Annotated in this window: 18 protein-coding genes; 10 read left to right on the top strand and 8 right to left on the bottom strand. The window is 70.4% G+C overall.

What is annotated here, in order from left to right:
* Positions 1 to 3 precede the first annotated feature (3 nt).
* Positions 4 to 1,188 (top strand): tetratricopeptide repeat protein, encoded by a 1,185-nt coding sequence (locus NYZ98_RS18815; RefSeq protein WP_262844116.1) that lies wholly within the window; start codon positions 4 to 6, stop codon positions 1,186 to 1,188.
* A gap of 132 nt (positions 1,189 to 1,320) precedes the next feature.
* Here the strand turns inward: NYZ98_RS18815 and NYZ98_RS18810 are convergent, their stop codons facing one another.
* The gene (locus NYZ98_RS18810; protein ID WP_262844115.1) at positions 1,321 to 4,215 is read right to left on the bottom strand and encodes an AfsR/SARP family transcriptional regulator; all 2,895 of its coding nucleotides are present in this window, start codon (positions 4,213 to 4,215) and stop codon (positions 1,321 to 1,323) included.
* Between the two features lie 283 nt (positions 4,216 to 4,498).
* Here NYZ98_RS18810 and NYZ98_RS18805 point away from each other — a divergent pair, with 283 nt between their 5' ends.
* Together NYZ98_RS18805 and NYZ98_RS18800 are read left to right on the top strand one after the other, a co-directional pair.
* Entirely contained in the window at positions 4,499 to 5,182 is a 684-nt protein-coding gene (locus NYZ98_RS18805) for an SRPBCC family protein (RefSeq protein WP_262844114.1), read from the top strand.
* 72 nt (positions 5,183 to 5,254) lie between these two features.
* Positions 5,255 to 6,157 (top strand): serine/threonine-protein kinase, encoded by a 903-nt coding sequence (locus NYZ98_RS18800; protein WP_262844113.1) that lies wholly within the window; start codon positions 5,255 to 5,257, stop codon positions 6,155 to 6,157.
* 75 nt (positions 6,158 to 6,232) lie between these two features.
* Here the strand turns inward: NYZ98_RS18800 and NYZ98_RS18795 are convergent, their stop codons facing one another.
* Positions 6,233 to 6,898, bottom strand: a complete 666-nt coding sequence (locus NYZ98_RS18795) for a thymidine kinase (RefSeq protein WP_262844112.1) — start codon at positions 6,896 to 6,898, stop codon at positions 6,233 to 6,235.
* Between the two features lie 69 nt (positions 6,899 to 6,967).
* Positions 6,968 to 8,212: a YncE family protein gene (locus NYZ98_RS18790; protein ID WP_262844111.1), complete on the bottom strand. Its 1,245-nt coding sequence runs from the start codon at positions 8,210 to 8,212 to the stop codon at positions 6,968 to 6,970.
* A gap of 169 nt (positions 8,213 to 8,381) precedes the next feature.
* Here NYZ98_RS18790 and NYZ98_RS18785 point away from each other — a divergent pair, with 169 nt between their 5' ends.
* Positions 8,382 to 10,580: a hydantoinase/oxoprolinase family protein gene (locus NYZ98_RS18785; RefSeq protein WP_262844110.1), complete on the top strand. Its 2,199-nt coding sequence runs from the start codon at positions 8,382 to 8,384 to the stop codon at positions 10,578 to 10,580.
* A complete protein-coding gene (locus NYZ98_RS18780) occupies positions 10,577 to 12,568 on the top strand; it encodes a hydantoinase B/oxoprolinase family protein (protein ID WP_262844109.1) in 1,992 nt (663 codons plus the stop codon). The genes NYZ98_RS18785 and NYZ98_RS18780 overlap by 4 nt, the downstream gene beginning before the upstream one ends.
* Before the next feature lie 69 nt (positions 12,569 to 12,637).
* Here the strand turns inward: NYZ98_RS18780 and NYZ98_RS18775 are convergent, their stop codons facing one another.
* Positions 12,638 to 13,252 carry a TIGR03086 family metal-binding protein gene (locus NYZ98_RS18775; protein ID WP_262844108.1) on the bottom strand — a complete coding sequence of 205 codons (615 nt, stop codon included), beginning with the start codon at positions 13,250 to 13,252 and terminating at the stop codon, positions 12,638 to 12,640.
* 182 nt (positions 13,253 to 13,434) lie between these two features.
* Complete coding sequence (locus tag NYZ98_RS18770) at positions 13,435 to 15,690, bottom strand: glycoside hydrolase domain-containing protein (protein WP_262844107.1); 2,256 nt, start codon at positions 15,688 to 15,690, stop codon at positions 13,435 to 13,437.
* A 191-nt stretch (positions 15,691 to 15,881) separates the two neighbouring features.
* On the opposite strand from NYZ98_RS18770, the gene pip reads away from it, so the two are divergent.
* From pip to NYZ98_RS18750, 4 genes are all read left to right on the top strand, one after another.
* Positions 15,882 to 16,841, top strand: coding sequence for a prolyl aminopeptidase (pip, locus tag NYZ98_RS18765; protein WP_262844106.1), 960 nt, complete (start codon positions 15,882 to 15,884; stop codon positions 16,839 to 16,841).
* A 132-nt stretch (positions 16,842 to 16,973) separates the two neighbouring features.
* Positions 16,974 to 17,459 (top strand): hypothetical protein, encoded by a 486-nt coding sequence (locus tag NYZ98_RS18760; protein WP_262844105.1) that lies wholly within the window; start codon positions 16,974 to 16,976, stop codon positions 17,457 to 17,459.
* A 349-nt stretch (positions 17,460 to 17,808) separates the two neighbouring features.
* Positions 17,809 to 18,957 carry a DUF418 domain-containing protein gene (locus NYZ98_RS18755; RefSeq protein WP_262844104.1) on the top strand — a complete coding sequence of 383 codons (1,149 nt, stop codon included), beginning with the start codon at positions 17,809 to 17,811 and terminating at the stop codon, positions 18,955 to 18,957.
* 167 nt (positions 18,958 to 19,124) lie between these two features.
* Positions 19,125 to 19,544 carry a hypothetical protein gene (locus NYZ98_RS18750; protein WP_262844103.1) on the top strand — a complete coding sequence of 140 codons (420 nt, stop codon included), beginning with the start codon at positions 19,125 to 19,127 and terminating at the stop codon, positions 19,542 to 19,544.
* A gap of 69 nt (positions 19,545 to 19,613) precedes the next feature.
* Here NYZ98_RS18750 and NYZ98_RS18745 read toward each other — a convergent pair whose 3' ends face one another.
* Positions 19,614 to 19,916: a hypothetical protein gene (locus tag NYZ98_RS18745; RefSeq protein ID WP_262844102.1), complete on the bottom strand. Its 303-nt coding sequence runs from the start codon at positions 19,914 to 19,916 to the stop codon at positions 19,614 to 19,616.
* Positions 19,917 to 20,503: 587 nt separating this feature from the next.
* On the bottom strand, positions 20,504 to 22,405 hold the full coding sequence (locus NYZ98_RS18740; protein WP_262844101.1) for a DUF6571 family protein: 1,902 nt from the start codon (positions 22,403 to 22,405) through the stop codon (positions 20,504 to 20,506).
* Positions 22,406 to 22,836: 431 nt separating this feature from the next.
* Between NYZ98_RS18740 and NYZ98_RS18735 the strand changes: the two genes are divergently transcribed.
* On the top strand, positions 22,837 to 23,124 hold the full coding sequence (locus NYZ98_RS18735) for an SHOCT domain-containing protein (protein WP_262844100.1): 288 nt from the start codon (positions 22,837 to 22,839) through the stop codon (positions 23,122 to 23,124).
* A gap of 212 nt (positions 23,125 to 23,336) precedes the next feature.
* Here NYZ98_RS18735 and NYZ98_RS18730 read toward each other — a convergent pair whose 3' ends face one another.
* Complete coding sequence (locus NYZ98_RS18730; protein WP_262844174.1) at positions 23,337 to 24,215, bottom strand: DUF2786 domain-containing protein; 879 nt, start codon at positions 24,213 to 24,215, stop codon at positions 23,337 to 23,339.
* Between the last annotated feature and the right edge of the window lie 221 nt (positions 24,216 to 24,436).

Here is a 24,436-nt window from a genome sequence, read left to right as displayed (position 1 = left end):
GGCATGGACGGCGACGACGCGCGGAACGGGGCGGGGCCGCTCATCGCCGTCGCCGGCCTGGCCGTCGTGCGGGCCCTGCACGCGCACCGCGCCTCGCTCGGCCGGGGGGACCGCTGGGGGTCGGCCGACGCGCGGCGGGAGTACGCGGACGCGCTGGACGCGGCCCTCTGGCACCACGCCAACGGGCTGGTGGCCGAGGCGCTGCGGCGGTACGGGGCCCTGCTGCAGATGTCGCCGAACGACCCGGTGGTCCTGACGAACGCGGCGCAGATCTGGATCGACCACGGGGTGAGCCTTCAGGACGCGGCGCGCGCGCTGGACCTGGCGGTCATGGCCACCTCCGATCCGCGCACGCGGGCTCGCGTGACGATCCAGCGGGCCCGCCTGCACCTGTCGTTCGGCCGGTACTCCGAGGCGGCGGCCGAGCTGGTCGCGTCGGTGAACGCGTTCCCCGACCCGGGCGCCGATCCGGTGCCCACGGCCTGGTACCTGCTGGGCACCTGCCTCGCGGAGATGGGCGACGACACCGGCGCCCAGCGGGCGTTCCGCACCGTGCTGGCCCACCGGCCGCTGGTGGTCGAGGCGTGGACCGCCCTGGCCCGCCTGATCGCCGACACCGACAGGGACGCCGCCTGCGGGCTGCTCGAACACGGCCACACCCTGATCGCCCCACCCGGTGCGGGACAGGAGGCGCGGCAGGCGGCCGGGGACCTGCTGGTGGAGGCGGCGCTCATCCGGCTCGTGCCGCCCAAGGACCACGACCGGGCGCGGGACCTCCTCGGCCGGGCCGCGCGCCTGTGCCCCGAGAGCCCCTGCCCGCCGGTCAACCAGGCGGTCATCGACGAGGAACTGCACGACCTGGCCGGTTTCCGCCGGCACATCCGCGAGGCGGTCTCCAAGGTGCGCCGCACCGACCGGCGGCTGATCGCGCACCTGCTGAGCGGGGCGTTCTCCAGCGAGTACGGAAGCCTGACGCTGGCCGCGATGGGGGAGGCGCGCCTCATCGACCGCGCCGAGCTGCGCCGCCGCCTGGACGCGTGGGAGCACCGGCGGGCGGACCGGGAACGGCCGGGGAGCGGCGACCGCCACTACTACACCGGCGTGCCCGCCGGTCACGGCGCCGTCGTGTCCGGCGCCGGCCGCGCCTACACCCTCAATGGCGGCACCGCGATGAACCGCGACCGGTGAACGGGGGCGTCCTCAGAGCGGCGCGGGCGCAGGAGGGTCCGATGGTCGTCCTCAGAGCGGCGCGGGCGCAGGCCGGTCCGAGGGTCGTCCTCAAGAGCGGCGCGGGCGCGCAGGCCGGTCCGATGATCGTCCTCAGGAGCGGCGCGGGCGCAGGACCGTCCGGTGGTCGTCCTCCCCGGGGCTGTGCACGATGAGGCGGCGGGCCATCGCGGTGGCGTCCTCCTTGGTGAGGCTGGCGCCCATGGCCGTCGCCTCGTCGAACGCCTCCGGCGCGAGCGGCGCCCGTACGGCGGCCACGTTGCGCGGGCCGTCCAGCGGGTCCATGAGCTGCGGGGAGTAGCCGACCCTCGACCCGATGGCCGACACGGTGCCGAGCAGCACGGCGCCCTCCATCCCCCGGCCGGCCATGCCGAGCGCGCCCGCCAGCACGTGCGCGCAGGCCAGCCACGAGGTCACGTCCTCGGTGCGGTCCAGGTGCGCCACCAGCCGCGCCGCCTGCTGCACCGCGCGGTCCGCGTCGCCCAGGTCCATGGCGACCTTGGCGCCGATCCACCCCGCCGAGCAGTACGCCCAGTCGTGGCCGCACGCCTCGGCGATGTCGGCGGCTTGCACGAGCTGCCCGGCGGCGAGCGCCGGGTCCCCGGCGACCCGGGTGATCTGCCCGCGCACCATCATCAGCTCGGCCTCCACCCAGGGCAGGCCGGCGGCCCGTACGTGCTTCCACCCCTCGGCGAGCGCGAGCCGCGCCTGGCTCGGGTCGCCGCTGAGCTGCAGGAAGTACGCCCGGTAGGGCAGGGCGCGCGCCATGACCTCGATGTCGCCGGTGGCCTCGGCCTGGCGCAGCGCGATCTCGACGTCGTCGTTCCCGGTGATCGGGTCCCCGGCGAGGTAGTGGAGCAGCGCCCGGCCGATGAGCGCCTGGCCGCGTCCCGGGTGGGCGGCGCCGGCGGCGTCCAGGGCCTCGGACAGCCAGCCGATGCCTTCGTGCACGTTGGCGGCCCGGTACCAGTACCAGGCCAGCGCGGTGGAGATGCGCAGCGCGGAGTCCCCGTCGCCGGTGGCCAGGGCGTGGCCGAGCGCGGACCGCATGTTCGCCCGCTCGTGGCGGAGCCGGCGCATCCACGCCTCGCCGTCGAAGGTCCGCAGCCGCCGGTCGGCGGTCTCGGCCAGCTCGACCGCCCAGGCGAGGTGCCGGTCCGCCCAGCGGTGCCGCTCGTCGCCGGGCAGGGCGCGCAGCGCGTACTGGCGGATCGTGTTCAGCATGCGGTACCTGCGGGGCGTGCCGGTGCCGTCCACGGTGAGCAGCGACTTGGCGACCAGCCCGCTCAGCTCGGGCAGCACCGACGGCCGGTCGTCCATCCGCTCGGCGGCCGACAGGTCGAACCCGCCCTCGAACAGGCTCAGACGGTCCAGCAGCCGCCGCTCCGCCGGGGTGAGGAGGCGCACGCTCGACTCGACGGCCGCCTCCAGGCTGCGGTGCCGCGCCGGGGCGGTCCGCGACCCCGAGGCGAGCAGCGTGAAACGGTCGGTCAGTCCCTCGTCGATCTGCTGGAGCGACAGCACCCGGGTCTGGGCCGCCGCGAGCTCGATGGCGAGCGGGAGGCCGTCCAGCTCGCGGCAGACGCGGGAGATCAGCGTGTGCTCGGCGTGCTTGGGCCGCCAGCCGGGTTGTATCGCGCGGGCGCGCTCGGCGAAGAGCTCGGCGGCGGTACCGCCGGGGTCGAGCGGGGGCAGGTCGCACATCACCTCGCCGGCGATGGCCAGCGGCTCGCGGCTGGTGGTCAGCAGGCGCAGGCCGGGGCACCGGGACAGCAGGCTCTCGGCCAGGCCCGCGACCGCGTCGACCACGTGCTCGCAGTTGTCCAGGACCAGCAGCATCTCGCGGTCGCCGATGGCGGCGGCCAGGTCGTCCGCGCTGGTGGCGGTCGCCGTGCCCATGGCCGCGCCGATGACCCCGGGGAGCGGCGCCTCCCCGGCCGCGTCGCTCAGGAGGGCCAGCCACGGACCCTCGCCCTCGTGGTCCTCGTCCGCCAGTTCGCGGGCGACCTCCAGGGCCAGGCGGCTCTTGCCCGCGCCGCCAGGCCCGGTGACGGTCACCAGGCGGTGCTCCGCGAGGAGCCCGCGCACCATGCACACCTCCCTCTCCCGGCCGACCAGGCGGGTGAGCGGCGCGGGCAGCCGGGGGCCTTGGGTGTCGCGGGGCACGGCCGGCTCGGCGACCGCCGCGACCTCCCGGGGGCGCCGCCAGTCCAGGCCGGGGTCCTGCCGGAGCACCGCCGCCTCCATGGCGCGCAGGGACGGGCCGGGGTCGACGCCCAGCTCGTCGACCAGCCGGTCGCGCGCGGCCCGCAGGGTGGCCAGCGCGTCCCCCTGGCGTTCGTTGCGGTACAGCGCGAGGGCCAGCAGTTCCCAGGAGCGCTCGGCGAGCGGGTGCTGGCGGACCAGCGCCTCCAGCGCGCCCACGGCGGGGACGGCGGCGCCCATGGCCAGCAGGGCGGCGGCGTGGTCCTGGCGGGCCGACAGCCGGGAGTTCTCCAGCCGCGCGATCTCCGCCATGGCCACCTCGCTCTCGCCCAGGTCGACGTACGCGGGCCCCCGCCACAGCGCGAGCGCCGCCTCCAGGCTCTCCGCCGCCGCCCCGGGGTCCTCGCCCAGCAGCCGGGCGCCGTGATCGGCCATGGCGGCGAAGCGTTCGGCGTCCACCGACTCGGGCCGGACGCGCAGCACGTACCCCGGGCCCTGGCGGTCCAGGATGCCGTGGGGCGCCCGGGACGGGCGGGCGGGTTCGAGGGTCTTGCGCAGCTTGGTGATGTAGGAGTAAAGGCTCGCCATGACGCTGTTGGGCGCCTGCCGCCCCCAGACCGCCTCGACGATGCGGTCGACGGTGACCACCTTGCCCTGGGCGATCAGCAGCGTCGCGACCACCGCCTTGACGCGGCTGCCTCCCAGGTCGAGCCGCTCCCCGTCACGGGAGGCCTCCAGTGGCCCGAGGACAGAGAAGTGAAGCCCCGTAGGTCGAGCATTCACGATGTTCCGTCCCTTTGAGCGTCCACTCTCCGCAGGTTGCGGACCGATTCGGTAGTTATATCCCGAAAGCCGAGAAAGGCGAAGGGTGCTCACAATTTGCAGCCGACCTGAAATATTGTCGGTGGTGCGAATGGCGGCGCCTGCGGTGTTAGCGTGACCTTCACGGGTGACAGGCGGATTCAGGCCGTCGAGACCTGACGAGCCACGGCGGTGGCGGCGGGCAGATGTTGCCCTTATCCGCCGCGCGGGCGAGTCTCTAGTCTCTCGGCATCGGAGGTGTCCTTTGAAGGTCGTCGGCAGTGCCGTGGTCGGGGTCGACCGAGGCAAAGTGTGGGCCGCCCTGCAGGACCCCGCGGTCCTGGTGCGGACCATCCCGGGGTGCGAGCGGCTGGAGGCCACCGGCGGCGACACCTACCGCATGACGGTCAGCGCGGGGGTCGCCTCCATCAAGGGCGTCTACCAGGGCGAGGTGGCCCTGTCCGAGCCCGAGGAGCCCGAGCGCTTCACGCTCCGCGCCCGGGGCTCCGGCGCCCCCGGCACGGTCGACGCCACCGTGCGCATCCGGCTGAGCGAGGTCGACGGCGGTTCGACCCGGGTCGACTACGACGCCGAGGCCGTCGTCGGCGGCATGATCGGCGGCGTCGGGCAGCGCATGCTGGGCTCGGTCGCCAAGAAGACCGCCGGCGAGTTCTTCAGCGCGGTCGAGCACCACCTCCAGGCCGGTCCCACGCCGGCCGGGACGACGCTGGTCCCTGCTGGAGCTCCAGGTGTTCTGGCGACGGACGGGGCGGCCGTGACCCCGGACACCGCGCGCGGCGCCGCCCCGGCGACCGTCTTCGAACGACCCGCCGAGCGTCGCGGCACCCCCGTATGGCCGGTGCTCACGGCCTTCGGGATGGGCGCGGGCGTCGCGCTCGGCAGCGCCGTGATCGGCTGGCTCCTCGGCCGCACCGGCGGGCGGCGGTAGTCCGGTCCCAGATAGATTCCAGGGTTGTTACGGAATCTCGCGATAGAGGATCTATCGGCGTAACGTGGTGTTATGCGGGAGTTTCGTGCGGAAGATGCCCGAGCAGAGGCCCGGCGGCTGATCCACGACCTGCTGGGCGAGCGGCAGCCGACGGCCCGGTCACTGCTGAACGAGGCGAGGACCGTGCTCGGCGACAAGCGCCTGGCCCGCTGCGCCGAGCTGGCGCAGGGAGCCGTACTCACCAGAAGATCGTCCGAGCTCGCGGCCGTCGCCGGCCTGCTCGTCGGGACGAGCGCACTCGGCACCGGCTGGTGGTCCACCGGCCGGGGCGGCAAGATCCCCGCGCCCGACGAGGTGCTCACCGCCACCACGGCCATCGAGCCGTGGACCGACCTCACCGTCCTTGAGATGCTGGCCGCCTGGATCGCCGACGACACCGCCGACCTGGCGTGGGGCACCCCGATCGGGACGGTCGACCTCAACTCCTGGCAGGCGGAGGACCGCGTCGCCCTGCCGGACGACGCCCTGCCCGGCGCCCGCCTGGTGGTCGCGTTCGACGCGGGCGGCCGTCTCGACACCGAGGTGGCCCCGCGGCCGGACGGCACGACCGGGTCCGACCTCGACTTCTCCTCCCTGCGGTACTCCCGGCCCGCCGAGGCCCAGTGGAGCTGGGGCGTGGCCGCCGGCCTCGGCCCCCACCCTCTCCCCGGCGAGGACCCCGACCCCTACGCCGTCACCGTCGACCAGCACGCCGCCGAGCAGCTGCGCCAGTGGGCGCTGCGCCACGGCGCCACCGGCGAGCACGTCGGGCCGAGGTGGCAGGCCAAGGGGGACGTGATCGCCGCCGTCGAGCGCGTCGACTGGATGTGGCGCAGCGGCGAGTGGTTCGCCTGGTGGCGCGCGACCTCCGCCCTGCTCAGCGGCGACCCGCTCCAGCTCGCGGCCCGCATGGACGACATCTCCTCCGCCCCCTGACCTACGCCTGGAAGAACCGCTCCCCTGACGTACGCCCGGAAGGCCCCTGGCGTACGCCTGGAAGGGCCGCCGTCCTCAGGAAGGCGTGGGGGAGAGCCGCCGCGCCTCGTGGGCGGCGTCGATGTCGCCCGTGCGGTAGTGGCGGCGGCACAGGACGCGGTAGTGCACCTGGGAGCCGTCGGTGTCGCCGATCACGACCTGCTCGCCGGTGCGCGCCATGACCCCGTCCACGACGCGCGCGTTCATCCGGCCCTCGCGCCCGCACCAGCACAGCACCTCGACCTGCAGCCGGGACACCTCGTCGGCGAGCTCGAACAGGCGCTGTGCCGCCGGGAACATCCGCGAACGGAAGTCCGAGGCCAGGCCGAACGCGTAGACGTCGACCCCCTGCCCGTCGACGAGGTCGGCGAGCTGCTCGATCTGCGCCACGGTGTAGAAACACGCCTCGTCGCAGATCAGGTAGTCGACGCCGTCCCTGGCCATCACGAGCTCGACCAGGTCCAGGTCGTCGTCCACCTCGATGGCGTCGAGGCCCAGCCCGATGCGGCTGGTCACCTTGGCGCCGCCCGAGCGGTCGTGTTTGGTGAGCACCAGGCCTCGCCTGCCCTGGCGGCCGTGGTTGTAGTTCATCTGCAGCGCCAGCGTGGACTTGCCGCAGTCCATCGGACCGTGGAAGAACCTCAGCACCCCGTCACGACGAGGATGCGCGGGCGTGGACGACAAGGCGGACGTTTCGCTCACGGGGCGTCAGCATACAGTCCGGCCCTCCGGCGGGGGACCGGACCGCACACCTCGGTCGCGTAAGAGCGCTCACCCCGCGACGGGCGCGGAGGCGTGGCGCAGCCAGGTGATGCCGGGGAACGGCAGGCGGGACGGCTGCCCGGCGCCGGAGAACCGCAGGACGCCGTCGGTGACGCCCGCGTAGACGCCGCGGTCGTCCGGCCCCGCCGCGACGCCCCGGTTGGCGGTCGGCAGCCGCCATTCGCGCAGGACGGCGAGCGATATCGGGTCCACCGCCCGCAGGGACGTCCCGGCCGCGATGTAGAGCGATTCGCGGGCCGGGGCGGCCGCCGCGGTCCCGGGGGACGCGCCGGGCGACGCCTTCGTCACGATCTCCAGCGAGTCGGTGCTCGCGCGGACCGCCGTGCCGCTGGCCCCGTCGTAGACGTACAGGGACCCGGCCGACACCGCCAGCGTGTGGCCCGCCGCGGGCCCGTGCCCGAACGGCTCGGGAAGGTCCAGGCAGTAGGCCCACCGCTGGTTGAGGTCCAGCACGTGCACGAACGCGTGCACGCCGGTCTTCCGCCCGGCCACCAGGTCCCGGGTGTGCAGGTGGTTCTGCTGGTGGGTGTACAGCGTGTAGAGCCGTGACCGGTCGGGCGAGAGCACGGCGGCCCGCCCCTCGCCGCGCATCGTCTCCTCGTCGCCCTTCGGCACCGGGGTCTTGTTGCGGGTGAGCAGCGGCCCGAGGGTGCCCGACTCGATGTCGTAGGCCCGTACGCGGTAGCTCTCCGGCGCCGTCGCGGGCAGGTACTCCAGTACGAACAGGACCTCCCCGCCGCCGGAGAAGCCGTCCGGCTCGAAGTTGCCCTTCAGCCGCACGACCTTGGGCGCCGTGCGCCCGGCCGGGTCGGCGATGACCAGCGTCGTCTCCTTGCGCCCCGGGGCGCCGTACGGATCGGCGGGCGCGGGCGCGCCGAGCGCCACCGCGTTCCCGGCCTGGGACACCGCGCGGGCGACCAGGCCCGGCGGCACGGCCGTGCGGGAGGTCTCCTTGCCGGTCCCGGCCTCGAGGGTGACCAGCTCGCCGGCCGGGGACACGGTGTACAGGTAGTCCCAGGCCGCCGCGGGGATCGGCCGCGCGGCGGAGAAGAGCGTGGTGCCCGATCGGGTGTCGAAGGCCGCCACCTGGGCCGACACGTCGGCGAACAGCAGGTGGGCGGCCGCGGGCGTGCTCGCCTTCGGCGGGGCGGCGGCCGGGCGGGCCGCGCAGGACGTGAGCACCGCGGCGCCGGCGAGGCCGCCCGCCGCTCTGAAGAAGTCGCGTCGTTCCATGCCTGTCCTACCGTCCGCGCGGGGACGAGGTTCCACGTCCGTGCGTACGATGCGGATCAGGCCCGCGCGGAGCCGACCGCCGGACGGTGAGACCTGCTGACGAAAGGTTGATTCCTTGGCCAATCTTGCTGAATCCGGCGGCCCGGCGCGTTCAGTAGACACTGAAGGCATGCGCAGCGTCCGTATCGGCGTCGACACCGGGGGCACGTTCACCGACGTGGTCGCGGTGGACGAGCAGACCGGTGAGATCACGACGACCAAGACCCCCTCCACCCCGGCCAACCCCGCGGACGGGTTCATGAACGGCGTCCACAAGGTCCTCTCCGGCCGGAGCCTCTCCGACATCGGCGGCATCGTGCACGGCACCACCGTCGCCACCAACCAGCTCCTCGAAGACCGCCCCCTCGACCTGGGATTCGTCACCACCGAAGGGTTCGAGTTCATCCTGGAGATCGCCCGGCAGAGCGTCCCCGACGGCTACGGCAACTCCTACTTCTGGGTCAAACCCCCGCGCATCGTCCCGGTCCACCGCGTGCGCACCGTCGGCGGGCGCCTGGACCACCTCGGCCGCGAGGTGCGCCCGTTCGACGAGGCCGGGGCCGTGGCGGCGGCGCGCTGGTTCCGGGAACGGGGCATCACCGCCATCGGGGTGTGCTTCCTGCACTCCTACGCCGACCCCGCGCACGAACGGCGCATGCTGGAGGTGCTGGAGCGCGAGCACCCCGCCGCCGTCGTGTCCCTGTCGAGCGACGTGCTGCGCGAGTACCGCGAGTACGAGCGCTCCGTCACGACGCTGGTCGACGCCGCCGTGAAGCCGACCATGCGGCGGTACATCGCGAACCTGGCGACCCGCCTCGGCATGCCGTTCTCGGTGATGAAGAGCAACGGCGGGGTGCTGTCGGCGGCCGAGGTCGTCCACCAGCCGATCACCACCGTGCTCTCCGGCCCGGCCGCGGGCGCCCTGGGCGCCGCGCTCATCGCCGGCGCCGCAGGCCACCCGTCGGTCATCACGCTCGACGGCGGCGGCACCTCCACCGACGTGGCCGTCGTCGTCGACGGCGAGCCGTCCCTGACCACCGAAGGGTCCATCGGCCGGTACCCGTGCAAGATCCCGATGATCGACATCGTGACCGTCGGCGCGGGCGGCGGGTCGATCGCCTGGACCTCCCCCGAGGGCACGCTCAAGGTCGGCCCCAAGTCCGCGGGCGCCGACCCCGGCCCCATCTGCTACGGCAACGGCGGCACCGAGGTGACGGTCACCGACGCCCACGTGTACCTCGGCCGCGTGCCGCCCCACCTGCTCGGCGGCGAGATCCCCCTGGACGCCGAAGCCGCGCGGACCGGCGTCGAGGCGCTGGCCGGCAAGATCGGCCTCACGCCCGAGCGCACCGCCGTCGGCATCCTGGAGATCAGCGCGTTCAACCAGTCGAACGCCATCCGGCAGATCACCGTCAAACGCGGCCTCGACGTGCGGGACTTCCCCATGGTCGCCTTCGGCGGCTCGGGGCCGCTGCTGGTCTGCCGCCTCATCGACATCCTGTCCGTTCCCGCGGTCGTCGTGCCGCCCAACCCCGGCAATGTGTCGGCGTTCGGGCTGCTCACGGTCGACGTCAAGAACGACTACGTCCGCACGCACGTGACCCGCGACCCGTCCCTGGAGACCGCCGCCGCCATCCTCGGCGAGCTGGAGGCCGAAGCGGCGGACGCCCTCGACCGCGAGGGATTCCCCCGCGAGCGGCACGTCTACGCGCGCAGCGCCGACCTGCGCTACTACGGCCAGGCGTACGAGGTGCGGGTGCCCGCGCCGGCCGGGCCCGTCGACCCCTCCTGGCGGGACGAGGTGCTCGACCGGTTCCACGACGCCCACCACCGGCTCTACGGGTACGGCTACCGCGACGACCCCCGGCACGGCGTGGAATGGGTCAACCTGCGGGTCTCCGGCATCGGCCCGATCACCCGGCCCGTCATCCCCGAACTGCCCCCGCCCGGGGGAGGGGCGCCGCCGCCTCCCGGCGAGCGTGCGGTGTACTTCGACGAGGACCTCCAGGGGAGCGGCTGGCGGGCGGCGCCCGTCCACCGGCGCGGCGACCTGCGGCGCGGCGACGTGGTCACCGGGCCCGCGGTGATCCAGGAGTACGGCTCCACGCTGCCGCTGCACCCCGGCTTCACCGCCGAGGTCGACGCCCACGCCAACCTCGTGGTCCGCCGCGCGGCACTCACCCAGGACGGTCCGGTCGTACGAGACGGTTCGGTCGTACGAGACGGTTCGGTCGTACGAGACGGTTCGGTCGTACGAGACGGTTCAGTCGTACGAGACGGTTCGGTAGGACAGGGCAGGTCGGTCGCACAGGACGGGGCAGGGCAATGACAGCGGTCGACCCGGTACTGGTCGAGATCGTCGAGGGGACGCTCGCGTCCGTCGAGATGGAGGTCGAGACGGCCATCGCCCGCACGGCGCGCTCGCCGATGATCCGCGACGCCCACGACTTCCGGGCGGGCATCCACGACGTGCGCCTGCGCAAGCTGACCGGCCGCTCGTACTCCGCCCTGGTGCAGCCCATCGTGCGCGACTTCCCGGTCGCCGAGATGAACCCCGGGGACGTCTTCTTCCACAACGACGTCTACCTCTCCGAAGGCGGCATCGGGCACCTCCCCGACCTGTGCGTCACGGTCCCGGTGTTCCACGACGGCGAGGTGGTCGCGTTCGTCCAGGCGTTCGGCCACCACGACGACATCGGCGGCTCCGTACCCGGGTCGATGCCCTCCAACGCGCGCAGCGCCTTCGAAGAGGGCCTGATGGTCCCCCCGATCAAGCTGTGGGACCGTGGCGTGCCCAACCGCGCCGCGCTGACGATCATGACGCGCAACACCCGCATGCCCGACTCGCTGGCCGGCGACCTGGACGCGGAGTGCTCGGCCTGCCTCATGGGCGCCCGCCGGCTCGGCGAGCTGTTCGGCCGGTACGGCAGGGCGGCGGTCGAGGCGTGCTTCGACGCGATCATCTCCAAGACCACCGAGACGTTCCGCAGGGAACTGCTGGCCAAGATCCCCGAGGGCGTGCACGTCTGGGAGGACTACGCCGAGCACGACGGCGTGGACGAGCCACGCCTGCACACCCAGCGCATCACCCTGACCGTCGACCACGCCGCAGAAAGGCCGCTGGTCATCGACTTCACCGGCACCTCGCCGCAGGCCAAGGGCCCGATCAACCACGCCGGCGACTACGCGGGAGGGGTGTTCCTGAAGAAGTGGCTCGCCCCCATCCTCCGCAACCTCGCCGACACCCCCGAGCGGATGGCGGAACTGGACGTCAACGAGGGCGTCGTCCCGCTGATCGAGATGCGGTTCCCCGAGAAGGGCACCCTGCTGACGCCGATCTTCCCGGCGCCGACGAACGCCCGCACGTTCGTCATCCTGCGCCTGCTCGGCGTGCTCGCCGGGGTGCTGGCCAAGGCCACGGGCGGGCGCATGCCCGCCGACCAGGAGACGATCCGCTACACCGGTGTGTACGGGGACGACCACGAGGGCCGGCCGTACCTCATGCGCGAGGTCCTCGGCGGCGGCTCAGGCGGGCGGTGGTACGCCGACGGGGAGGACACGATCCACGTCGTCCCCGACTCGCGCAACATCCCCGTCGAGTTCGCCGAGTCGCGCTGGCCGTTCCTGGTCGAACGCCTCGGGCTCGCCCGCGACTCCGGCGGGGCGGGCCTCTACCGGGGCGGGCTCGGGTACGACAAGCACATCCGGATGCTGCGTGACGCCTCGTTCATGTCCATCGCCGACCGGTCGATCCTCGCGTGCTGGGGGGTGAACGGCGGCAGGGCCGGGCGCCCGTTCCTGGTCACCGTCGGCGACACGGAGATGGAGGGCCTGGTCGACGACTTCCCCGTCCGCGCCGGGGAGATCGTCCGGGTCCGCACGACCGGCGGCGGCGGCTGGGGCTCACCCTACGACCGCGACCCGTCACTGGTCGCGGCGGACGTCCGCGACGGCAAGGTCTCCCCCGCCGAGGCCCGCACCGCCTACGGCGTCGTCCTCCACACCCCTGCCACCCCCGACCCTGACCCGCGGGGCGGCGCCGACGGCGACCTGCCCGGCGTCCCGGATCCCGATCCGAGGGCCGGCGGGGACCTGCCCGGCAGCCCGGGCGCTGATCCGCGGGGTGGCGCCGACGGCGATCCGCCCGGCGGCCCGGGCGCTCGTCCCCGGTCCGACGAACTCCAGGTCGACGACGGCGCCACGGAAGCGCTTCGCGCCCGGCTCCGCGCCGAGCCGCCCCCCGCGTTCTTCGACCGGGGCCCCGGCTACCCGACCCTGTCCGGCGGCCGATCCCACGCCGACGTCGACCTCCCCTGACACCCGTCCTTCGATCCGGCTCCCCCGTCCTCCGTGGCCGAGGTCGCGAAGGAGCGGCCTTCGCCCCGCCTATCTGGTGTCGGCGTTCCGGCCCATCCGCCACAGGAGCCGGTCCTGCCGCGAGGCGCCGGAAGCCGGTTCGCCGGCGGGAGCGGCGAAGAACCGGTGGGTCGTGTCGGCATCGGTAGGAGACTCCGACAAGCCGGAGTAGATAGCGTCGAGATGGTCGTCGATCCACGCGACCAGGCCCGGGTCGAGTTCGTCGTCGGTACCGACGGCCCGGGCGAGGTCCCAGGTGTGAACGACGCTGTCGGTGGTGCGCACCGCGAGCGCCTGCCGTCCGGTCACCTCGCCCAGGGGATAGTCGAGAACCTGCCTCAGGGCACCGGGCCGGCCGAACGCCTCGGCGCACGCCCGTACGGACCGGGTGTAGGCGCCGACCGGGTCGGAACCCAGCGCGTCGGCGTCCCGCAGACGCAGGAACTCCGCGCGCCCGCCACCTTGGAGCAGGAACACGTAGTTGAGGTTTCCCCTGGTCATGTGGTTGACAAGCTGCCGCACATCCCATTCCGAGCAGGGTGTCGGCCGGCTCCACTGCTCGGACGGCACGGCGCCGAGCACCCGCGCGAAACCAGCGCTGGACAGCACGAACCGGTCGATGATCCCGTCGAAGGTGTCGGACATACGACACAGTCTGCCCGCGACCGGCCGGTCGGACCGGCGGGTATCGGACGTCACGTATATCCCGGAACGGACGCCCGCACGGCCTGTACACGGGCACCGCCGTGGATTCGCCCGCGCGGTCGTCCACGCCCGCTGTCATCGAGTCGCTGCACGGCGCCTCCGTGGATCAATTCATACGGATCTCAGCGCAGGGTGGCGTTGTACTTTTCGAAGACGGCGTAGACGCCGGACAGTTCGCGTCCGTACTGTTCCGCCTGTTCGCCCGTTCCGTGGTAGCGGGCCAGCACCGCGCTGAGCCCGTCGGTGTCGTAGGACAGCGGGTCGGCGTCGACGCCCGCCTCGCTCGCAGCCATGGCGATCACCTGGGGCATGGTGCCTGCGGTGTACTCGGGGTCGTCGCGGAGCCGCCGCCGGATGTCCCGCATCACGTGCCAGTCGTCGGGGTCCAGCGGCTCGCCCTCGATGAGGCCCGCGCCGACGGCGTGGTTGTGCGCGGCGATCGCGGTGCGCGCGAAGATCCGCCCGGACCCGGCGCTCGCGTCGTCCTTCTGCAGGAAGGGGGGCACCGGCACGGGCGTGGTCGTCCTCTCGCCGGGCGGCAGCTCGTGCCAGGCCTCCAGCTCGGCGCGGTAGCCGTAGTAGGCGGTGACCGCGAGATCGGCCAGCGCGTCCTCGGCGGTGAGCCTGCGCGTCTCCCAGAACATCGGGCTCTGGATGAGCGCCTTGCGCATCCGGTACACCCGGCTCAGACCGGTGATCAGCGAGTCCTGCCGGAGCACGGTGTCGAGGGACGCTTCGGTGGAGTTCGGCCAGACCAGCGGCTTGTCCGCCATGCCGATGGACGCCAGGTACGCCGCCAGATCCTCCAGCAGCGCCTCACGGCGCGACATGTCGAAACCGGTGTCGAGCGGGGCGCTCGCCCGGGGCGGCACCGCGAACGCCGCCTGCCCGGCGTCCCGGCCCGAGGCGATGTCGTTGTCGATCTCGATGCCGCCGGATCCGGAGCCGACGGTGATGGTCGATATCTGGTCGAACGCCCAGTCGTCCGGCAGCGGGAAGCCGAGGTTGCCGCCGAAACCGCTCGACAGGTCGGCGACGAAACTCGACACCGTCAGCCCATCCCGTGCCAGACGACCACAGACGTCGCGTGACCCGTAGACACCCGGCCGGTACTCGTCGCAGTAGTGCTTCATGCGCGTGGCGAGCGACCGGAAGTAGGGGATGATCCGCTGGGTGACGTCGCCTACCTGCGCGTCGAAGTCGACGGCGAAATAGATCGTGGTCCCGCGCGCGAACCCGTGACCGCGGGCCGCCTCCAGGGCCGTGAGGGCGTCCTCGGCCCCCTGCTCGGGGGAGAAGTACCCGCTCGTGCGGCCGCCGGTCTCGAAGATGGGGAACGCCGTCAGCCCGGCCGCCGCGATGGCGTCCAGCTCGCCCGGCTGGATCTTCTTGTTGAACGTGGTGCCGGGAGTGTTCGTGAGGTACCGGCCCACGGTCGTGTACCCCTCGGCCCGCAGGGTGCCCGCCCGTTCCGGGGTGATCGCGGTGACGCAGTCGCAGGCCGTCCCCCTGCGGGTGGCGTCGCCGTGGCTCACCAGCAACGACGCCCAGGTCTGGTACCCGGCGATGCCGTTGGCGGGCAGCAGCCGGGCGAACTGCTGGAAGAGCAGGACGGTGTCCGCCACGACAGGGGAGCAGGACCCGTCGAGGGGCAGGTCCCACCCGTTGACGATCATCGCCGACTGGAACAGCCGGACGAAACGCTTCTCCCCGTCCGTGGCGCCGGGACCGAGGACCGCCTGCTCCCTGATCCCGGCCTGGGTCCGCTCGCCGAACCGCCCGGTCGCGGTGTCGTCGTCCATTCCGAGCTCGTACTGGATCGCCAGGAGCAGCGCCCTCTGCGCGTCTCGGGAGAAGCGCCCGTCGCACGCCACGATGGGCTGGTCACGGCGGCCGGCGTACGCGGAGTTCAACCACCTCTGGACCTCCCGGATCCGGGCCGATCCACCCTTGACCTGGCGATAGGCGTCCATCGTCAGCAGCGCCCTGAGCACTTTCGGCACGACACCCGGCGCCGGGAAGGCGCCGTCCACACCCATGTCCGTCTTCACGGCGGCGACGGCGGTGCCGGTGGCCAGGTCGTAGGTGCCGGAGATCCCGCTGCCGTCGTACCCCTTGCAGTACAACGCGCCCTGCACGATCTTGATGAGGTTCTCGTTGGCCGTGCCCGCGCCGATGACGGGGGACCGCGCGGTGAGCGCGTCCAGGGTGGCCGATCCGAACGTGTCACTCAGCGGGGTGACGGCCAGTTCGTGCTGCAGGGCCCGCACGAGGGCCCGCACAGTGGCCCAGCCTGTTCTGCCGTCTTCTGGGACGGGTTGGTATCCGGTGACCTTCTCGTAAACGGAGTTGACCCACTGCTGTGTTCTGAGAACCATCTGGTCCACCGCGATTTCCTCCCGCACACCGGTAACCGCATCGAACAGGCCGCTCCGCGCCAACGCTAAGTGATCCCCACCACCCTGGCTATGGCGCTCCCTCCACGCTTGCCCCCCACCACCCCCAGAAACCCCCCACCCCTGCCGGAACCCGGTGTTCCGGTGCCGCCACGCTGCGAAAATGGCCGGTCATGAGGACCCTCTATCCACCGGTCGAGCCCTACGACTCCGGCCTGCTCGACGTCGGCCACGGGAACCAGGTCTACTGGGAGGTCTGCGGCGACCCCGGCGGCAAACCCGTCGTCATGGTGCACGGAGGGCCCGGCGGCGGCTGCACCACCGACCACCGGCGCCAGTTCGACCCCGAGGCGTACCGCATCGTGCTGTTCGACCAGCGCAACTGCGGGCGCAGCCGGCCGCACGCGAGCGACCCCGCCGTGTCGCTGGAGCACAACACGACATGGCACCTCGTCGCCGACATGGAACGGCTGCGCGAGCACCTCGGCATCGGCCGCTGGCAGGTGTTCGGCGGCTCGTGGGGAAGCGCGCTGGCGCTCGCGTACGCCCAGACGCACTCCGATCGGGTGAGCGAACTGGTGCTCCGCGGCATCTTCACGCTGCGACCCCTGGAGCTCCGGTGGTTCTACCAGGAGGGGGCGTCGCTGGTCTTCCCCGACCTCTGGGAGAGCTACGTCGCGCCGATCCCGGAGGACGAGCGCGGCGACCTGCTGACCGCCTTCCACGCCCGGCTCAACGACCCCGACCCGGAGGTACGGCTGCCGGCGGCGCGCGCGTGGAGCGTCTGGGAGGGCTCGACGATCACCCTGCGACCCAACCCCAAGATCATCGCCTCGCACTCCGACGACGACTACGCCGTCGCGTTCTCCCGGATCGAGAACCACTACTTCGTCAACAACGGCTTCTTCGAGGAAGGCCGGCTGCTCCGCGACATCGACACGATCAGGCACATCCCCTGCGTCATCGTGCAGGGCCGGTACGACATGTGCACCCCGGCCCGGACCGCCTGGGACCTGCACCGCGCCTGGCCGGAAGCCGCGTTCCACCTCATCGGCGACGCCGGCCACGCCTACTCCGAACCCGGCATCCTCGACCGCCTCATCCAGACCACCGACCACTTCGCCCGCCGCTGACCTGGTCATGAGCCGATGTGGGTGGGGGCGGCGGCGAATTAGGACAGGTCGTGATATTTCATATTACTTTGTAAAGGGCCCTGCGAGGAGTTCCTAAGCCTGACTCGCACGCTTCTACGTAGGCTGCGGGTGATGAATGAAAGCCTGCGGGAGCGCTGGGCCGGGCGGCCGTTGTGGGCACGCTGCGCGCTGGTGGTGTACGCGCTCGGCTTCGCCGAGGGGACGGGCGCGCACGTGCTCGACCTCGTCCGAGGCGGCGTACACGCCTACGCGTCGTTCGCACCGCCGCCGCTCCAGGTGTTCTTCGTCGGGCTCGTCGTCCTCGATCCGCTGGTGGTCGCCCTGCTGGTGCTGTCCCGGCCGGTGGGCGTCCTGCTCGCGTGCATCGTCATGGCGGCGGACGTGACCGCGAACTGGTACGTCTCCTGGCCCTGGCTACACGACGACCCCACCCGGCTGCTGCGCCCGGTAGGACTACTACCGATCACCCTGTTCGGCCTGTTCGTCCTGACCTCCGCGATCCCTCTGTGGCGGACCCTCAAGAACCCGCCCCCTGCCGCACCGGTGCTGCGAGGAGGAGAGCGAACCACACCACCCTGTGGGGACGCTCCTCGATGAACCCCTGCCGGCCGGACACCTCCTCCATCAAGTAGAGGCGCGACGCCGACGGCCGTTGATCGGCTGTGCACCACCACGTCCGCGAACACCTCCGGACCGTGGTGAAGATTCCTGTCTTGCATTCGACGCCATCTCATTGCAAGCCAATGTGCATTCACCTTCACTCTCATTGCAAATATGCCGTATACAAGGGAAAATCAATTGACAGAATCATGAAAGCAAATTAGCTTTCATGATGACGTGAACGCGAACCATGTCTCCCGAGAAGGTCTGGAATGATCACATCGCTCTCCCCGGCCGACGTCATCGCTGACGTCCCCTCCATCGGGTTTCCCTCCAAGGGGTCCAAGTGAGCACGGCCGTCACCGAACCCCCCGGCGTGACCGTGCGATCGCCGGCCCCCGACCTCGCACGCGGATTCATGCTCCTGCTGATCGCCCTGTCCCACGCGCCCGCTTTCGTCGACACCTCGAACGCCGGCCCGGCCGCCCTCGATGCCGTGGCCACGTTCGTCAAGTCCCTGCTGGCCGACAACCAGGCCCGCAACATGTTCGTGTTCCTGTTCGGCTACGGGCTCGGGCAGCTCGCGTACCGGCAGCACGCCAGGGGCGAAGACTGGACGTCCACGAAGAAGCTGATGCGCCGCCGCGCACTCGGGCTGATCGCCATCGGATTCGCGAACACGGTGCTGCTGGTGCCCATCGACATCATCGCGGTGTACGGGCTCACGCTGCTGGTGCTCGCCCCCCTCGTGCGGGCGAGGGCGACGGTGCTGTGGTGGACCGGCGTCCTGACGCTCGTCCCCGCGACCCTGCTGCTGGCCTGGCAGAGCGTTGCCGCCCAGTCCAAGCCGTCCACCATCGCGGAGATCATGGAGCCGACCTTCGGGGCCCACCTCGTCGCGAGCATCCCCTCGTGGCCGGGCAAGACCATCGTGTCCACCGTGATCGTGGTGCCCGCCATGCTGGCCGGCATCCTGGCCGCCAGGCGCCGCCTCCTCGACGACCCCGAACGCCACGTACCCCTGCTGCGCCGCGTCGCCGTGCTCGGCCTCGGCCTTGCGATCATCGGCCGGCTTCCGGCCGCGCTCATGGCCGCAGGAGCCTGGACGACCACCTCGGCACCCGTCGGATGGTCGGTGGCCATCGCGCACGACCTGACCGGGTACGCCGGCGGCATCGCCATGGCGGCCGCCGTCGGGCTCGTCGCGGTCAGGACCCGGCACGGCCGCCTGGCCACGGCCATGGCGGCGCTGGGGCAGCGGTCGCTAACGTTCTACCTGTTCCAGGCCGTGGTGTGGGTGACCCTCTTCTACCCCTTCACCCTGGCCCTGCACGACGACATCAGCTTCGCCGCGACCCTCCTGATCGCGATCGCGGTCTGGGCCCTGTCGATAGCCCTGGCCGACCTCCTACGCGCGACCGGCCACCGCGGCCCCCTGGAAACCCTCCTACGCCGCCTGACCTACCGCCCCCACACCACCAGACCAACCCCCTGACCACCGGCGCCCCCTCGCTGCCAGCCCTGCCGCGATCAGAGCGTAGATACTAGATGGCGCAAGAGTTCCCACTGGAACTAGTGGCACGAACACGGTTCCGGCCAGACGCGGAGGCGATGACGATGCATGCTCCGCCCAGTTCCATGATGCTTCGCTCTTGTGCGGCCTTGTCACTGACCGTATTGCTCCTGACCCTCTCCGCTTGCGTGCCCGGTAACGCGCCCACCGCCGCGCAGGCGGGCCAAAGCCTCAAAAATCACATCCTTCGCTTACTCAAGGAACGAAACGCTCAAGACGTGACCGTCACCGATTCCGGCGGCAAAGACATTCCCTGCGGTAGCGGCGTCAAGCAGACCTTCTCCGCGACCGGCCGAGACCTCATCTCGACCACGAAGCCGACCGCACTCAACGAGATGATGCTCGGAGCGCTGGACCGGGTCGCCAAATACTCTGTCCTCCCCGGTGACCCTGAAAACAGCGACATAAAAGTCGAAGACAAGGCAACGGCCACCTTACTGGTACTGAACTCGCGCGAAGTGGGCGAGTACTCAGTACAAGGAGAGACAGAATGCCTCCCTGCCAGATGAAGCGCCAACACGCCTGCGTGCCACTTGATGCACTGACATGCCTGCTTGCCACGTGACGTACCAACCGCACTAGCCCCAGCCGCCAAGGCTGGCCGCCGTCGCCCTGGAGATCTTGCTCGGCGTGGAACGGAGTTCGGCCTCCAACTCCGCGAGGACGTGTTCGGCCGCCGTCTTGATCCGGCTCCTACGCCCGTTCAGCTCCTCCCCGAACGCCCGCGCCGTCGGCCCCACCCACACCGCCTGCCCCCCGAACTGCGCACACGCCCGATCAAGCGCCGTCTCCAACACCCGAACATGCGCCCGCACAGCAGCAAGCGCCGCCTCCAGGTCGCGGTGTCTTGGGTTCGGCACCAAGTCGTCGTCGATAGGCAACGAAGGACTCCTGCTGCGATGAGAGGCTCTGGGAGGATGTAGATACTAGGTGGCGCAGAGGTTCTCACTGAGATTATGTGGGATGAAGACGAGTCCGGCCAGACATGGAGGCAAAGACGATGCTCGTCCTGTCCAGTCAGGTAAGGCTCCGAAGTCAGGTGGTTGCGGTCATATTTGCCACAAGCTTGGTCCTTTTCGGCTGTGCGCCCGACGATGGCCCCACCGCCGCCCAAGCCGGTCAAACCCTAAAGTCCCACATTCTTCAACTCCTGAAGGAGCGGACGGCGGTCGAGGTGAAGGTTACTGATGCCGGTGGGATCGACAAGCCATGCGGGGACGGCAAGGCTAGGCAGACTTTCGCCGCCACTGGCCGAGATTCGGTGGGAAGTGACGATCCTGAAGCCCTAAATGCACTCTTGGTCGGCGCCTTGGATCGTGTGGCAGATTATCAGGTCGCATCCGCTGGGCCTCCCGGAACACCAATTCGGGCGGTAAATAGATCAACGAGGACGGTGCTGACTTTTAACTCACCTGGTGGAGGCGTGTACACCGTCGCCGGGGAGACCGAGTGTCTGCCGGTGTCGTGACTAGTTGTCATAGAATCTTGCCCGGGGGGTGGAAACAGCTTTCTGGCCGTTATAATGATCTGCCAGCCGCTCGGACACCTTTCCCAGCGATAGATCATCAGTGCCGCCCAATCCGTTTTCCATAAACCAGCGGTCCAGTTCGTCGAGTCCGGGTTCACCCTTCTTTGCAATGGCCGCGAAGGGGAGAGGGAGGCCGTTGGTATCAGCGATACGGATGCTAGCCGGATGATCCGCTTGGTATTCGCTGGGCCAAATCTTCGGAGTGAAACCTGCGGCCATTAGGGACTGGGCTATGATGTAACGTCGTCCGAGGGTCAGTTCATCATCGGCTTTGCGAATCTTATCGGTCTCGGTCTCTTTTTCCGGCTTGAAGGTATCTGCTCCTGCCTCAAGGGTACTGAAAGTTGTCCATACCAGTGGCATTGTCTCAAATGGTGGTACGAGTCCGGTGAATCCTATACCTGTACCGATCAAGAAGCTCGTTACCTTGTCGAAGGCCTCGTCCGCATTATCTTGTTTCTGACCTTGTACTTCTTGAGCTGCCAACTGGAGTCCGCGTACATTGCCCAGTGCCGCGAATGTATCGTCTAGTACGGTGAGTTTGCTACTCTTTATTGCTACCGGAGCCGCCTCGCCGATCAGGCGCGTGGTCAGAATCTCCATCCCCGCTTGGAAGGGGACTTGATGGTTTGTGGAGTCGGTAAAGGTTTTGAGGAACCGGTAAGTATCTTTGGGGCTTAGGCGGAACTGGGGATCCAGTCCGGGAATACGTGACGTCACATCACTGAAGGCGCTGTCTAGAAGATGATTCGTGTCTCCAAGATTGGCGCCTTCCATAATCTCGGTGGCATACGCGCCAGCGATTTCTGCCATGTTTATGCGGGCCGGTTCGCCGACCTCCATGCCACCCAGGGCCGTTATCACTGTGAAGGCGAAGGTTGCCGCTTCCCGGCTGTGTTTGCCGTCTCTCTCGTCATAGGCGCCGGAGGCGGCGGCCAGCATGCGGCCGAAGGCGTTGACCTCGGCTGGCCATGCGCCAAGGGCGCTGGTGTGGTGGGTCAGAGCTTGTAGGTATTTCTTGAGTTTGACCGGATCGTTGTCGGTCACGCTGTTCAGGGCGAGGCGTGCGGCAGCTGGGTTGTTGGCCAGGGCATTGAGGACACCAGGTGTGACTTTGCGCGGATTTCGCAGACCGTTGGCGACCGCGACCTGTGCCAGCCATTCAGTGGGGAACTTGCCGGCACTCAACAACAGGCTGGTTGCGACTTGCTCTGGCTCCGGAGCCGTCTTACGCAATCCATCTTTTACCTGTGAGAACCCGGGTATGCCGGACCCGGCCGACACGGCGGTGGCCAAGGCGAGGCCGACGGTGCGGAGCACGTCGTCGTCGGGTCGGGCGGGTGCTAAGGCACCGTCGCCGGGGGCGAGGTTCTTGCGAAGCACTATGGGGAGTTCGCGGGTGCCCTTGGTGCCGAGGGCGGCGAAGAAGGCGGCGGTGTACTCAGGGTCGTTCACGTGAGCGGCGAGGGTGTTGACGATCTCCCTGAAATCCTCGTCACGGCTCGGGGAGTACCAGGAGTTCGACTTCAGCTCCTTGTACTTCGTAGCGAGATCGGTGCCCTGACGGCGGGCTTCCGTGGCAGGGAGGAGGGGTTGTTCCTGGTATGGGATCAGGGCGCCGGGGCCGGTAGGGGACCAGTTGGGGAGGTTTGTGGTTTCGTGGGCGAGTTTGGTGCGGCGGCGGAGGTCGGGGAGGTGGGTGTCGATCCAGTGCTCGATCTCGGCGATGGGGTCCAGGGAGGTGGCGGGGACGCCCTCGGTGGCGAAGGTCTGGCGGATGGCGGCCGTGTGCTCGCTGATGACGCCACGGGCGTGTTCCATCTCGGTGATGAAGCCGTCCATCAGTGCCGGATCGATCCCCGAGAACCCAGGGGACAGCGGTCCGGTCCCTGGCGGCATTGTGCCCATGCGTACTCGCCCCTCCGACGCCCCTGTTGCCGGACGACCAACCTAACCCAGTCCTTCGCTGAATTGACATGACCAGCGGGAATCGTATGGATTGTGCTCCGGCGACTTTCAGCGACGTTACTTCTCGAAGGGGATTTTAAGCCGCTTCTGCTTTTAAATACGGCGTGGTTGCAGGTAACGGATGATGTGCGGGCGAGAGGTATGGGCGGGCGCGGAGGGGTCCAGGGGCTTCGGTGTACGACCGGGGGAGTAGTGGGCGCGGGGCGCGTTACATGTGGCGGCGTAGGGCGGGGCGCGACGTGGGGGCGATGGCAGGGGCGTCGCGGAGGAGCAGTGTGAGGGCATCCGATCAGAGGAGACGCGAAATGCCTTACGCACACTGGGGTCCGGGGCCATGGTGGCCGATCATCCCTGTTTTCTGGGCACTGTTCTGGGTGACGCTGGGAGTGCTGGCCTTCCGAGCCCGCAGGCACGGCTGGAACCCGTTCACCAGCGCGGGTCGTACGGTCCCCTGGGCGGGCGGCGGGCGTTCGGCGTCCGTGCCCCCGACCGCGGCGGCGGAGAAGATCCTGGCCGAGCGGTACGCACGCGGTGAGCTGAGCGACGACGAGTACTACGAGCGTCTCTCCGTACTGCGCGGTGGCGTGGCGTGATTCCGGCCGCCAGTGGCAGCCGGTCCGAATGACAGGTGCGGCGTTCACCCCCTCCCGGGGTTGCGCGCCGCACAACGGCGCCGACTTCACCCCCCGGCCCTCACCGCCCGGCGCCGAGCAGTGGACAGCACGATGTGGGGGGTCGAGTGGCCCGGCGCGATGGTGTGGGCGGGGGGCCTGACACCGAAGCAATCGTTGGATCGTGGGTGTCGCTAGGGCGTGGGGGGTGAGGGGATTGGGGGGAGTTCGTTTGCTGGTAGGTCGCTGAGGGTGCGGTCGTTCAGGTCGGCTTGGTGGCCGGCTTGGCGGCCGGAGGTGTAGCCGGTGGGGTCCAGGGGGGTGGAGCGGGCCTTCTTGAGGCCGGGGTAGCGGCGGGCGAATTCGGCCTGGACGAGGGCGGTGCGGTCCAGGAGGACGAGTTCGGCTCCGGTTCCCTTGATCTGTTCGGACACTTCGGCCACGCGGGCGCGGAGTTTGGTCGCGACGCCCGATCCGAAGCCCACGTAGAAGGCCCGGCGGAAGGCGGTGGCCGCCTGGGCGCGCCGGGCCTTCGCGACGCTCAGGCCGGGGCCGTCGCCAAGAGAGTGGACGTCGCCGTCGCCAGGAGAGTGGACGTCGCCGGCGCCGCTGGGGGGGCCGGTGGTGTCGAGGTGGTGCGGGGCGGTGGTGGTGAAGTGGTGGAGGGCGGGTATCAGGTGGTTCTCCATTTGGAGGGTGAGGGAGGGGAGGAGGATGCGCAGGCCGTCCAGGACGGGTTCGGGGCCGATGACCGTCATGGTGACGCGGCCGGCGCCGCGGATGCCGCGGCCCTTGACAGCGGTCCAGTGTTGCGCGCCCTTGCATCCGAGCGCGTCGCAGACGAGGTGGAGGGCCCAGCATCGTTCGCGGGCGTGGCCGCCCCGGTTGGAGACCTCGAACTCGATGCCGTCGATGGTCTCCGAGCGGCCGGTGGTCCCGCGTCGTACGGCGGAGGAGTCGAGGCCGTACCTGAGCATCAGGGCGGCGGCGTGCGCGGAGGCGACCGCCGCCTCCTCCTCGCCGGTGCCGGGATGCTCCGCGAGGTCCAGCAGTCGCCGTACCCGCTCAAGGATCCTGGCTCTGTCCGGCCGGTCGGTGCTGGTCAGCGGACGTTCCTCCTTGGCGGCGCCTCGACAGTTGACGCCCTGGCGGTCGAGGGTGTCGTTCAGACTATCGATCGTGGGTCGTGGTCGGGGGGAGGAAGTAGGGGGTGGTGTGGGGTGGGGGTGGGAATGTCGGGGATGTGTTTGCCGAGCGTCACTAGTTGCCCTGTTTTTGTGGCTAGTGGGTGCAA

The sequence above is a fragment of the Sphaerisporangium corydalis genome (assembly GCF_025506355.1).
Lineage (GTDB): Bacteria > Actinomycetota > Actinomycetes > Streptosporangiales > Streptosporangiaceae > Sphaerisporangium > Sphaerisporangium corydalis.
This window is presented reverse-complemented; position numbering and strand designations above follow the sequence as displayed.